Genomic DNA, 12,175 nt, shown 5'->3' with positions numbered 1-12,175 from the left:
ACAACTTCAAGAAATATTTGATTTAACTAATGATTTTGAAATCAAATATATAAAAAAAACAGGTTTAAATTCTTTCCCCTTCGAAGTTGCATCAATTGAAAACTTTAAATTCATTTTTAAAATTGATGACCGAAACATTAAAAATATTTTCTATGCAAAACTAGATGCTTATATAAAATATCGTATTGAAAACAATCTTCTTGATGATCGCATGATAGAAAATATATATGAGATTTTAAGCAAAGAAAGCAGATACTTGTACACAAAGGTTGAATATCTAGGTACACATGAGACTAAAAGCAAAAGTGTAACAAGTTATCAATTAGGTCAGCACATTTATAGTTTTATAGTTTCAGACAATAAGTTAAAACTAATTATGGAGCCGATAAATTTTTCTAACCAAAATTCTGGATGATTAATCTTCAAAAATGATGATTGAAATATGAGTTGTAAATTGATTGACTAAAAATTATTGATTATTTTCAAAATAAAGGTGAGGTAAGAGAATTTTATGAGTATTTATTTAATCCGTCATGCACAAAGTTTGGGTAATGTAAACGGTAAAACTGAGTCACATGCAAGTATTCCTTTAACCGAATTTGGACATGAACAGGCGCAAAAACTTGTTGATGTTTTACCTCCAGCAAAGCAAATTTTTATCTCGCCATTCCTCCGTACACGTCTAACAGCTGAACCAATTTTATTACGAGATCAGATTACACCTCAAGTTTTGGATATTCAGGAGTTTTCTTACTTATCCGATACGCGATGTAAAAATACCACTTTAGAGGAACGAAAACCTTGGGTAGATGATTATTGGAATCAAGCAGATGTGAACCTAGTGACAAGTGAAGGCGCTGAATCTTTTGCCAATTTTTATCAACGCGTTACGGACTTTATTTCACACTTGGATTCATTAAAAGTACACTATCAACATGATCATTTACTGGTATTTAGTCATGGTCAGTTTTTACAGTTATTGAAAATGCTGGTTGAGCAAAAGCGAGAATTATCATCACAATTAATGCGTGATTTTCGTTATGCATTGTTAAATCATCAATTAGACAATACAGAGTTTTTTATTTTTAAATAAAATGAGATTAACAGCATGAATTTTATAATAAGAAAAATTGCTCTATTGACGGTTTTTATGTTTATACCTGTATCTACATATGCAGATATTGTGGCTTTAAAGTCAGATTTAACTCAATTTGCGCAACCTCTTGAAACACAATGTAAGGGGCTTGAAAGCTATATGCCTCTTAACATGTTGCATAAATTTTTAAATCGTTCAAATTCTGAAAAAATAGATGTGTATTCGATGGATGTTATTTTTGTTTCAGATTTTTTGGGTTATTTAGAAGATAAAAACTGTGCTTTAGCGGCATCTGATTTCACCATATCGGGCGTTAAAATTTTAAATCAATATCGTGACTTATGGGCGAAAGATTTACCAAAAGAGAGAAAAATCCTGAGATATGAAACTTACCTTGCAGCAGGTGATGCAAGTTTGGTGAAATATAAATGGACGCATAAGATTCAATATCTAGATGATGCGCATCAATTTTATACACAGTACTTAGTGACCAATGCAATCAGTCAACAACAAAAACAACAATGTGGGAAAAAATGTGCTGAATACTTAGCTGATGTAAGTAAGGTGCAATACTTTAATCTGTATGATTACGCGTCTATATCCTATGAATATCAAAAACTTTTTCGTGATATCTATGAACAATATTCACAACAAGATGCAAATTTTTCAGACAATCTCGAAAGTCTGAATCTGGTTTTTGAACGTACTGATCAATTTGAAGTGAGTGCAATTAAAACCACAGGATTAAGCTCAGTAAATAAAGAGGTGGCTTCTTTAAATAATTTTGATCGCATTTTTAGTTCTGGTGATAAAAAACTTATAGAACTTTATACAAAACGTTTAGATCAATATCTACAAAATAGAATCCAGCATAAATTATTAGATGCAGAGATGACGGATAAAATTTATCAATTCTTGTTAAAAGAATCGGATGAAAATAATACGATGATTGTACGTACTCAGCAGGAAAGTGCTCTTCAACCTAATCAAAGTTTTCAAATTGGAAAACACCACTATATTTTCAAGGGAAAAAGTCATCAGGTGCAGTTAACTTTCCAACCCGTTGACTAAAGCATGAGTGAGATTGGCATAAAAACTGCTTGATCATTCACACTAAAAAATGGTGATTGAAAAGTTTAAAGGCGGTTTGAGTGAGTAAAACTTATTTACGTGGGCAAGACTTAATAGACCAAATCCAAAATACTCCCTATTCACGAGATCTCATTGGCTATCACGGTGAAGTACCCAAAGTAGCATGGCCCAATCAAGCTAAAATAGCGGTACAGTTTGTACTTAACTATGAAGAAGGTGCTGAAAACCATATCGAACATGGTGATGCCGGTTCTGAGCAGTTTTTATCTGATATTGTGGGAGCAGCAAGTTTTTCAGACAAACATATGTCGATGGATTCGATGTATGAATATGGCGCTCGTGCAGGATTCTGGCGTATTCATCATGAGTTTAAAAAGCGTAACTTACCCATGACCATATTTGGAGTGGGTATGGCGCTGGCACGTAATCCATATATTGTCGAAGCCATTCAACAAACCCATTACGATGTGGTTTCACATGGACAGCGTTGGTTAAATTACCAAAATATAGATATTGAAACGGAACGTCAGCATATTGATCAAGCAATCAGTATTCTAGAAACCTTATTTGGCACTACACCAATGGGTTGGTATACAGGGCGAGATAGCCCAAATACGCGTAAATTATTGGCTGAATTTCCACAGATCAAATATGACTGCGATTACTATGGTGATGATTTACCATTTTGGACAAACTTAACCAATTTACAAGGCCAAAGCCGCCCGCACCTGATCATTCCATATACATTAGAAAGTAATGATATGAAGTTCTGTGCGCCTGCTGGTTTTAACAGTGGCGAGCAATTTTATCAATATTTAAAAGATGCCTTTGATGTGCTTTATGCAGAAGGTGAAACTGAGCCGAAAATGCTATCGATTGGCATGCATTGTCGTATTCTGGGACGTCCCGGTCGTTTTAAAGCATTACAGCGTTTTTTAGATTATATACAGGCACATGAAAAAGTCTGGATCTGTCGTCGTGGCGATATCGCTGAACATTGGTTTAAACACCATCCAGCCGCATAATTGTCGCTACGAGGATGTGGCTTTTAAGGTAAGCACTTTATTTTTAATTGAATGCAGTAAAGCGCGCAGCAAAGTTTATATAAAAGTGTTTGAAAATTTTAGCGAACTCAAGCATAGGTATTATTCGTGAAAATAGAAGAATTTAATCAAGCATCATCAGAAGAGCTTACAACCTTGCTCAAGCATTGTGTGCACATTCAACGTTGGTCAGATGAAATTTTGTCACAACGTCCATTTGTCAACACTCAAGTGTTAATGGATTTTGCAAAAGCACAAGCCTCAACTTGGACATGGTTAGAAATTGCAAATGCATTAGCGACACACCCTCGGATCGGTGAAAAAAAGGCTCAGGCAGTGCTGAGTGAAAAAGAGCAAGCATTTTCTCATCAAGAGCAATCAGCAATAAAACAGAGCACTGAAACACAACATGCTTTATTGCAAGGCAATATTGCTTATGAAAAGAAATTTGGTCATATTTTTTTAATTCGTGCTATGGGCTTAGATCAGACTGAAATTCTACAAGCACTGAAATATCGTTTATTAAATGATCCTGAAACAGAACAGCGTATTGTTAAACAACAACTTGGTGAAATTGCAATGTTAAGACTCAATCAAGAACTGAGTGAAAATGAAAGCTTAAATGATTGATTGTATTAAAATAATGTTTAGAAAGGAAATAACATGATCAGTACCCATATCTTAGACACGCATCTTGGCAAGCCTGCCGTAAATGTTCTGATAAAATTATTGGATAGCCAAGACAATATTGTTGCAGAATCAAGGACCAATGAAGATGGACGGGTAGCAGATTTTAATTTAAGTGGAATTAAAACAGGGGATTATAGTTTGGTTTTTTATACTGCTGAATATTTTGACCGTTTAGCCTTAGCAACGTTTTTCCCAAAAGTTGTGATTCATTTTTCAGTTCTTGATATTGCACAACATTATCATATTCCTTTATTAATCAGCCCTTTTGCTTATTCCACATATCGTGGTAGCTAGCTTTTATAGAATTAGATTATTTTATGATTTTAAAGCCCATTGATTTGGGCTTTTTTTATGAAATTTTGACCAAGTGTAAAAAATTGGCTTTGTTTTTGCTTATTCATGCAGGTGTTTACCGCTATTTCTGATGGGGAATTTATACAATGAAATTAACACAATTTGCTGCGCTTTCAACTTTCGTTTGCACCGCTTTTAGCACCCATGCTGCGCCTATTTGGCAAGACTTTAGCATTACTGGATTATATGGAAAAAATTATGAATTAATTGCTCGGGAAGATGATCAATCGACCATTACTTTTGAATATGCAGCCAAATTAAAATATGGGGACTTCTTTGCATTTGCGGATCGTACCAATAATGATGTTTCAGGCAATGAGACCTATTTTGAAGTTTCACCACGATTGAGCTTAGGCGCGATTTCAGGGCATAAGTTGGAAGCAGGGCCAATCAAAGACGTTCTCATTGCCACAACATGGGAAGGCGGTGAAGGGTTTAACAATTATCTGTATGGGATCGGGGTAGATTTGGCGATTCCATATTTCCAATATGCACAATTAAACTTTTATAAAGCAGACAATTACAAGAATACAAATGATGATTATCAGCTGACTTTTGTTTTTGGTGTGCCTTTTAAAATTGCATCAGAAGATTTTCTTGTTGATGGTTTTCTTGATTGGTCAACCGCTGAAGATGATCATGCCAGTGAGTTAAACTGGACTACCCAATGGAAATGGAATGCGGGTAAACATATTTCACCAGATACGAAATTGTATTTAGGTGTTGAATATTCCGTTTGGAATAATAAATATGGAATTTCTGGTAAAGATGAAAATAATGTCAGTGCCTTAATTAAATATCATTTTTAAATGAGCTTTATCTGATCATGTTTTTAAATGCATGAATAGGATTGAGATAAGCTTAAGATCATTTTTCCAAACCAGCGCAACACTGAATAATGCTGCACTGGTTTTTTAACAACATAGGGTAAAATCTTATCTCAGTACTTCTCAGCACTTTTAGTGTGAATGTTTTGATCCATGCATTTTTTATTTGCTGTTATGAAATGGTGATTATAAGGTCAGGACAATATTTTCATTAAATTGAAAAACATCACAATTGTGACCCTCACCAATCCGATCGATTACAGCAAAGTCGCTGGGTGCTTCAAGCGTTAATAACGGATGATGCCAAGTGCCTGCACGATAGTTTACAGCCTGTTGGCCATTGCTTATAAAGGCATAAATATGATCAAGATCAGGTTGATCTTGATCTAAAGCCGCTGCAACAACAACCAAGAAGGATTGACCTTGCATCGGGATAAATGCCTGTGAACCAATTGGATGGCGTTCAAGCATTTGAATTTCGCAAGGCACTTGGGTTTTTTGAATATTACGAAAAATACTCAACCCGACTTCAGCATTAGCCGCTTGAGCCAAAGATAAAGCATGATAGCGTTCCGTATGCGTGCCATTGATATGGAAAAAGTCATTGCCAGCACAGGCAATGACCTCACCAAATGCTGCAAAAGCTTCAGCAGTTAATGGCTGAATTTGGATATATTTCATAAAATCACTCTGCAATTTTACCCCATAATCGGATACGGCTAATGCCACCGTCTGGAATCATATTGACACGAATATGTGAAATTTTTTCATGTTTTAAAATGTCTGCTACATAATCATGAATATGATCCATTTGCATATCCTGAGCATTGAGTAGAAATGGCCAAAACATACTTTGCGGAATCAATTGTGGATCAGTCGCATTTTCAATATAAATCGCCTGAATCGATACTTGAGCGGGGAAATTGCCTTTGAAATGTGCGGTATCAATTTCAATTTTTTCAATTACACCACTTTGACCTAGGGCCAAAATACACCAGTCAAATCCAGGTGCACGGCGGCGTTTGGTTTCCCAACCATCACCCATATTGATCCCACGATTCGGATTGATCAAATTACGAGGATGGCCAAAGTGTGCATCACTATAGGCAATCACCCGTCCACCATTTTCAAGTGCCAGTAAATCTAATGTACGTTGGCGATCTTGGATCTGTATTTGCACTTCACCATAGACGCGAAAACGTGCAATACCACCATCAGGAAAAATATTTAAGCGTACATGGGTAAAGACTGCTGAGTTTTTAATGTCAAAAATATGATGTTGGCTGGGGCCAAGAACAGAATTATCTAGAATGGGCTGCCATAGTGCATTGCTTAAGTCCCCATTTGGTGCATAACAGGCTTCAATTGAAGCGGAAGCAGGGTAATTCCCAGTAAAAAAAGTGGTATCAATATCAAATGCTGTAATTTTTCCAGCAACACCTAATTTAACAATTGCCCAGTCATAGCCCGCATGGCGTTTACGGCGGGTTTCCCATCCATCCATCCATTTGCCGTGATCATCAAATTTATCTTCTACAAAAATGGGTGGATTAAATTGCAACATTCGTTGTGCTTCTGCAAAAAAATCATCTGAACATTCAAGTACTTTTGTACCAATTCGGGGATCTGCCAAATTGCTGTATTGTTGCAAATGTGCAGGAAGCTCAAAACTTGGTGCAAGTAAAGTTGCCATATTTATTTACCATTCATATTACGATTTATATCATTTTATTGATTGATATCAGTGTTTAAAGTTCAATAAGCACTCATAAAAACAATATCTTAGCGTCGTCATCATGCATAGCCTATGCCAACTTTGCTTAAGGAATGTTGTGATTTTTAAATAAATGGCACGTTTTTAGCATTTTAGTCATAAGTGTTAAAGAAACAGACAGAGGAGAAATAGATGGAGATTACTATTATCGGTGCCGGTATGGGGGGATTAACCGCAGGTATTGCACTAAAAAAATTCGGACATTCGGTCACCATCTATGAACAAACTGAACAAATTCTAGCTGTAGGTGCTGCTATTTCTTTATGGTCAAATGGTGTTAAGTGTTTAAATTATTTAGGCTTAACGGATCAAGTTGCCAAACTTGGTGGTCAAATGGATCATTTAGCCTATATCGATGGCTTAACTGGTGAGCACATGACCCAGTTTAGTTTAATGCCTTTGATTGAAGAGGTTGGGCAACGGCCTTATCCAGTTTCCCGCGCAGATTTACAAAACATGTTGATGGATGAATTTGGCCGTGACGATATTCATCTTGGGAAAAAAATGGTTGCACTAGAACAAGTAGATCAACACATAAAAGTTCAGTTTGCAGATGGCAGTGAAGTCACCACAGCATTGTTAATTGGTGCTGATGGAACACATTCACTGACCCGCCAATATGTACTGGGTGAACAGGTTGAACGTCGTTATGCAGGTTATGTCAATTGGAATGGCTTAGTCGAAATTTCAGATAAGTTTGCCCAAGCCGATCAATGGACAACCTTTGTTGGAGAGGGAAAACGTGTTTCGCTTATGCCAGTGGCAGACCAACGTTTTTACTTCTTCTTTGATGTGCCATTACCTGTAGGTTTAGAAAACAGTAAGGCCCAATATAAAACACTCTTTAAACAATATTTTAAGGACTGGTGCCAGCCCGTTCAAAACTTAATTGAAGCGATTGATGAGCAAAAAACCAATCGAGTAGAAATTCATGATATTGAACCTTTTACCCAGTTTTATAAAGGGCGAGTGGTGATTATGGGGGATGCAGCTCACAGTACTACGCCTGATATTGGTCAGGGCGGTTGCCAAGCCATGGAAGATGCAATTTACTTAGCACGCGCTTTGCAAATCAATACATTAGGCTTAGAGGATGCCTTAAAACGTTATCAAAATAAACGTAATGAGCGTGCCAATGAGCTGGTATTACGTGCACGTAAGCGCTGTGATGTGACCCATATGAAAGATGAGGCTGTGACCGAAGCGTGGTATCAAGACTTACGTCAAGAACAAGGCCCACATATTATGCGTGGCATTATCAGTAATATTATTGGTAATCCTTTAGATTAAATGTTGCTAGGTCGATGCTGAATTTAAATTACTGAATCTAAATTCAGCATTGGAAATCTAACGCTTTTGATTCATATATGTTTAGGGAGTTATTGCTAGTCATCACTCAGCCACACGTCATTGCTTTGTTGCTTAAGGGCTATTGTTCATGTATTACAACACATAGCTAAAGCTGATTATTGATAAGGGATCAGCTTGAGCTTAAATGCTTCGATTTGTTCAATAAGATGCTTAATCATAATTTGCGATACGCGTGAAAGTTGTCGTTTTGGCGCAACACATAAAGCCAGTGTTAACGGATATAAACCCTTTTCTCGAATCGGCTTAAAAACCAGCTCGTCACGTTCTAAATATGGATATGCATCAATAAATGACAATAAACCAATACCTAAATTCTTTTGAATTAATGACATAATCATTCGAATGTCATTACAATCTAAGTGCTGCTGTGGGCTAAATTTATGGTGTTTATACAAGGTCTGCACATAATCATGAATAATTAAAGGAGCACCAGGAATCAAGTGTTTATCGTTGACACTATCTGACAAATAAACTTTCTCATTTTTTGTTAAAGGGTGATCTTTAGGTAAAACAAAACCGATTGGGATTTCGACAAAAGATAAAACCTCTAATTGATGATGGCCTTTCGGGTTTAATAAAATTCCAAAATCAATTTCAGCGTCCATAATCATATTTGACACAGTTTCACTGTCTTGGATATGAAAATTAAAATTGATCCAAGGGTAGTTGTCATACATATATTGAATTGAATCTAAAACGAAGCCATCACTGAGTGCAGAAATCAATCCGCAATCAATTGTTCCCCGAGAAAGTCCTTGGATTTCATCAAACCGATTACGGGTTAATTGAAATTCTTTTTGCCACTTAATCAAATCCGCATAGAGTAACTCTCCAGCAAGTGTCAGTTTTAAACCACTGGGTAAACGTTCAAACAGATCAATGCCAAACTCTTCCTCAGCAAGTGCGATTTGACGATGTACCGCTGATACTGAAATATAAAGTTGATCTGCTGCTTTTCTTAAGCTGCCTGTCTTGGCAACGGCAATAAAATAATCTGAAAATCGTGAAAAAGTTGTATTCACAGGCATATGGGCTGTCCATTATTTACATTTCACGGACTTATTCCTAAGCAATGAAAATCAAGGAAATTTAAAACTCGCTAAAATCACAGATCATTAAGCGATTTTTATGCCAATGATGAGTTTTTCTAAAAATAATTTTCAGATAGGTGTTCTATTTTTTAGAACGAGATAAGCAAAACATTCTAATAGACAGAATTAGACAAAATTCGTAATTTAAAACTCAGCCATGATTTTAGCTGAGCAACATGCTGAAATCACAGCATAAGATCATGACATTAAATATATATTCTGTGAGTTTCGTATGAATGCAATTCCAGTTCTCAACTTGTTTAGTCAACCACAATGTAGTGGTTTTGAACCTAAAGACTGGGAAATACTTGCTCAGCATTGGTATCCTGTCGCACGTGTGCAAGATGTCACTACAGCCCCACAACAAGTACAACTCCTCGATGTGAAAATGGCACTTTATCAAACGGCAAGTGGTGCGATTCAGTTGGTGCGCGATATTTGCCCGCACCGTGGTGTACCACTCAGCAAAGGTTGGGTGCAAGGTGAAGAGATCGTTTGTCCCTACCATGGCTTGCATTACAACACAGCAGGTCAATGTACAAAAATTCCAGCGCAGCCAGACCTGACAAATATTTCAGAGCGCTTTAGTCTCACCAAATTTCCTGTAGTGTTAAAATATGGTTTGGTTTGGACAAGTTTATTTAGTCGTGATGCAAGCCATGCAAACTTTCCAATATTGGACACTTGGGATGATCCTGAGCATCAGCCCATACTGCCGCCATTTGTTGACATTGCGGGTTCAAGCGGGCGGCAATTGGAAGGCTTTATTGATGTCGCACATTTTGCTTGGGTACATCAGCAGTCTTTTGCTGATGCTGAAAATCCTGTCGTACCCAAATACATTACTGAGCGTACAGACTATGGTTTACATACTGAATATGTCAGTAATGTGAGCAACTACCCGCATGGCTTACAGCATCTAGCACCAGAGGGTTTTTTATGGAAACGAATTTTTGATGTTTACCCACCATTTTCAGCGGTGTTAAAGGTTGAATTTCCACGCGAGGGTATATTGAAAATTTTAAATGCCTGTTGTCCTGTATCACATAACAAAACTCGATTATTCGTACCGCTGACCCGTAATTTTGATACCACAGGCGATTTGCAGGCAGTTTACGATTTTAATGCACAAATTTTTGCAGAGGATCAGGACATGGTAGAGAGTCAAAAACCAGAAGAGCTTCCATTAGATATTACAATGGAAGCACATTTTGAAGCAGATCGTTCATCTACAACTTACCGTCGAATATTGGCAGAATGGGGGTTAAGCAAACGCTATATTGTGTAAATTTTCTTTATAGCATCAGAAGCATTCAATCTTTCTTTTTGACTGATTGAGTGCGCCTTCGGATTTACAATTGAATCCATGTGGTTTTTAACTGTGTAAATTTATCAATCGCATGTAAAGATAAATCACGCCCATAACCAGACTGTTTATATCCTCCAAATGGAGTACTGACATCTAAAGCATCTACTGTATTAATAGAGACTGTGCCGACTAAAAGCTGTTTAGACAGAAGAATTGCTTTCTGAATATCTTTGGTCCAAATTGAGGCAGCTAATCCATAAATGGAGTGATTTGCAAGTTCAATCGCTTCATCTTGGGTTTCAAAAGTTGTGATTGAAACTACAGGGCCAAAAACTTCGTCATGGAAGATTTTAAAATCAGGATTGACACCGATTAGAATGGTTGGTGCTACATAGGTTGCTGGATCTAAAGCAGCATCTAAATTTAACGGAATAATATGAGACTGCGCACCTTGAGCCTTGGCTTGATCAATAGCAGCTCTGACATTATCCGCATGTTGATGATCAATTAAACAGCCCATCGTGGTATTGGGATCTAGAGGATCTCCAATCTTAAGTGTTTTGGCTTTGGCGATAAATTTATCTATAAATTGTTGTGAAATGCTTTTTTCTAATAAAATCCGTGAATTTGCCGAACACACTTCACCTTGATTATAAAAAGCACCAAAAATCGCTTTATCGACCGCTTTATCTAAATCAGCATCAGCAAAAATTATATTGGCACTTTTCCCACCTGTTTCTGGCCAAACAGGTTTCATATTTGATTCAGCAGAATAAGCCAAAAACTTTTTTGCAGTTTCGGTCGATCCAGTAAAGACTAAACAATCGACATCTGGATGGCGTCCAAGTGCTTGACCTGTGATATGTCCTAAGCCAGTAAGCACTTGCAATACACCATCTGGAATACCAGCTTGTTTTGCGAGTTCAGCAAGTTTTAATGCAGTAAAGGGCGATTGCTCTGCAGGTTTTAATACAACACAATTTCCAGTTGCTAAGGCAGGTGCAAGTTTCCAACTTGCCAAATCAAGCGGAAAGTTCCACGGGACCACAGCTGCCACAACGCCTATAGGTTCACGACAGACCATCGCCAGTTGGTCTACACTTGTGGGGGCAATTTCATCATAAATTTTATCAATACTTTCTGCATACCATTCAAAACAAGATGCTGCACCTGGAATATCAACATGCAGTGAATCCTGAATCGGTTTACCTACATTGAGGGTTTCGAGTAAGGCAAGCTCTTCAGCATTTTCACGAATAAGTTCAGCAAGTTTTTTGAGTATTTGCTTACGTTCACGCGGCGCTAGCCGAGACCAGACACCACTGTTAAAGGTCTTTCTCGCATGTTGAACAGCTTGTTCAACTTCATTGGCATCACATGCTGACATATCGACTAAAAACTCAGCTGTGGCTGGATTTGATACTTTATAGGTCTGCGTGGTATTTACAAATTGTCCAGCGATAAAGGCACAACTTGGCAGTGTTATCTGCGCGCGTTGTTCTAGCCAATCCTGTTTTAGTTTCATTCA

General features: G+C 37.2%; 12 protein-coding genes and 1 pseudogene. 9 read left to right on the top strand and 4 right to left on the bottom strand.

All coding sequences use genetic code 11. The features are described 5' to 3' along the window. The 7 genes and pseudogenes from GJV03_RS21475 to GJV03_RS10150 all read left to right on the top strand — a co-directional run. Window positions 1-415, top strand: a pseudogene (locus GJV03_RS21475) (hypothetical protein); the annotation flags it as partial. A gap of 96 nt (window positions 416-511) precedes the next feature. Next, the gene (locus GJV03_RS10175) at window positions 512-1,093 is read left to right on the top strand and encodes a histidine phosphatase family protein (RefSeq protein WP_056511292.1); all 582 of its coding nucleotides are present in this window, start codon (window positions 512-514) and stop codon (window positions 1,091-1,093) included. A 57-nt stretch (window positions 1,094-1,150) separates the two neighbouring features. Continuing rightward, the gene (locus GJV03_RS10170) at window positions 1,151-2,167 is read left to right on the top strand and encodes a hypothetical protein (protein ID WP_252720696.1); all 1,017 of its coding nucleotides are present in this window, start codon (window positions 1,151-1,153) and stop codon (window positions 2,165-2,167) included. 80 nt (window positions 2,168-2,247) lie between these two features. After that, window positions 2,248-3,213 carry an allantoinase PuuE gene (puuE, locus tag GJV03_RS10165; RefSeq protein WP_151958135.1) on the top strand — a complete coding sequence of 322 codons (966 nt, stop codon included), beginning with the start codon at window positions 2,248-2,250 and terminating at the stop codon, window positions 3,211-3,213. A gap of 126 nt (window positions 3,214-3,339) precedes the next feature. Then, window positions 3,340-3,861 carry a 2-oxo-4-hydroxy-4-carboxy-5-ureidoimidazoline decarboxylase gene (gene uraD, locus GJV03_RS10160; RefSeq protein ID WP_151958136.1) on the top strand — a complete coding sequence of 174 codons (522 nt, stop codon included), beginning with the start codon at window positions 3,340-3,342 and terminating at the stop codon, window positions 3,859-3,861. A gap of 33 nt (window positions 3,862-3,894) precedes the next feature. Further along, the gene (gene uraH, locus GJV03_RS10155; RefSeq protein WP_056511282.1) at window positions 3,895-4,215 is read left to right on the top strand and encodes a hydroxyisourate hydrolase; all 321 of its coding nucleotides are present in this window, start codon (window positions 3,895-3,897) and stop codon (window positions 4,213-4,215) included. Between the two features lie 146 nt (window positions 4,216-4,361). Further along, entirely contained in the window at window positions 4,362-5,084 is a 723-nt protein-coding gene (locus GJV03_RS10150; protein ID WP_105712585.1) for an outer membrane protein OmpK, read from the top strand. Between the two features lie 204 nt (window positions 5,085-5,288). Here the strand turns inward: GJV03_RS10150 and GJV03_RS10145 are convergent, their stop codons facing one another. Both GJV03_RS10145 and alc read right to left on the bottom strand, forming a co-directional pair. Continuing rightward, the gene (locus GJV03_RS10145; protein WP_154130023.1) at window positions 5,289-5,783 is read right to left on the bottom strand and encodes an ureidoglycolate lyase; all 495 of its coding nucleotides are present in this window, start codon (window positions 5,781-5,783) and stop codon (window positions 5,289-5,291) included. Window positions 5,784-5,787: 4 nt separating this feature from the next. Beyond that, window positions 5,788-6,795: an allantoicase gene (gene alc, locus GJV03_RS10140; protein WP_151957778.1), complete on the bottom strand. Its 1,008-nt coding sequence runs from the start codon at window positions 6,793-6,795 to the stop codon at window positions 5,788-5,790. Between the two features lie 213 nt (window positions 6,796-7,008). Between alc and hpxO the strand changes: the two genes are divergently transcribed. Continuing rightward, window positions 7,009-8,166 (top strand): FAD-dependent urate hydroxylase HpxO, encoded by a 1,158-nt coding sequence (hpxO, locus tag GJV03_RS10135; RefSeq protein ID WP_151957779.1) that lies wholly within the window; start codon window positions 7,009-7,011, stop codon window positions 8,164-8,166. 176 nt (window positions 8,167-8,342) lie between these two features. On the opposite strand, the gene GJV03_RS10130 is transcribed toward hpxO, so the two are convergent. Continuing rightward, complete coding sequence (locus GJV03_RS10130) at window positions 8,343-9,275, bottom strand: LysR family transcriptional regulator (RefSeq protein ID WP_004720328.1); 933 nt, start codon at window positions 9,273-9,275, stop codon at window positions 8,343-8,345. Window positions 9,276-9,570: 295 nt separating this feature from the next. Here GJV03_RS10130 and GJV03_RS10125 point away from each other — a divergent pair, with 295 nt between their 5' ends. Beyond that, entirely contained in the window at window positions 9,571-10,626 is a 1,056-nt protein-coding gene (locus GJV03_RS10125) for an aromatic ring-hydroxylating dioxygenase subunit alpha (protein ID WP_154130022.1), read from the top strand. Window positions 10,627-10,690: 64 nt separating this feature from the next. On the opposite strand, the gene GJV03_RS10120 is transcribed toward GJV03_RS10125, so the two are convergent. Next, on the bottom strand, window positions 10,691-12,172 hold the full coding sequence (locus GJV03_RS10120) for an aldehyde dehydrogenase (protein WP_154130021.1): 1,482 nt from the start codon (window positions 12,170-12,172) through the stop codon (window positions 10,691-10,693). Window positions 12,173-12,175: the final 3 nt, after the last annotated feature.

Origin of the sequence: Acinetobacter sp. RIT698 (genome assembly GCF_009668065.1) — a bacterium.
Lineage (GTDB): Bacteria > Pseudomonadota > Gammaproteobacteria > Pseudomonadales > Moraxellaceae > Acinetobacter > Acinetobacter guillouiae.
This window is presented reverse-complemented; position numbering and strand designations above follow the sequence as displayed.

Bases quoted from the DNA above. Each gene is read 5' to 3' on its own strand.
- GJV03_RS10175 (WP_056511292.1), top strand. From the start codon at position 512: ATGAGTATTTATTTAATCCGTCATGCACAAAGTTTGGGTAATGTAAAC.
- GJV03_RS10170 (WP_252720696.1), top strand. From the start codon at position 1,151: ATGTTTATACCTGTATCTACATATGCAGATATTGTGGCTTTAAAGTCA.
- uraH (WP_056511282.1), top strand. From the start codon at position 3,895: ATGATCAGTACCCATATCTTAGACACGCATCTTGGCAAGCCTGCCGTA.
- GJV03_RS10150 (WP_105712585.1), top strand. From the start codon at position 4,362: ATGAAATTAACACAATTTGCTGCGCTTTCAACTTTCGTTTGCACCGCT.
- GJV03_RS10145 (WP_154130023.1), bottom strand. From the start codon at position 5,783: ATGAAATATATCCAAATTCAGCCATTAACTGCTGAAGCTTTTGCAGCA.
- alc (WP_151957778.1), bottom strand. From the start codon at position 6,795: ATGGCAACTTTACTTGCACCAAGTTTTGAGCTTCCTGCACATTTGCAA.
- hpxO (WP_151957779.1), top strand. From the start codon at position 7,009: ATGGAGATTACTATTATCGGTGCCGGTATGGGGGGATTAACCGCAGGT.
- GJV03_RS10130 (WP_004720328.1), bottom strand. From the start codon at position 9,275: ATGCCTGTGAATACAACTTTTTCACGATTTTCAGATTATTTTATTGCC.
- GJV03_RS10125 (WP_154130022.1), top strand. From the start codon at position 9,571: ATGAATGCAATTCCAGTTCTCAACTTGTTTAGTCAACCACAATGTAGT.
- GJV03_RS10120 (WP_154130021.1), bottom strand. From the start codon at position 12,172: ATGAAACTAAAACAGGATTGGCTAGAACAACGCGCGCAGATAACACTG.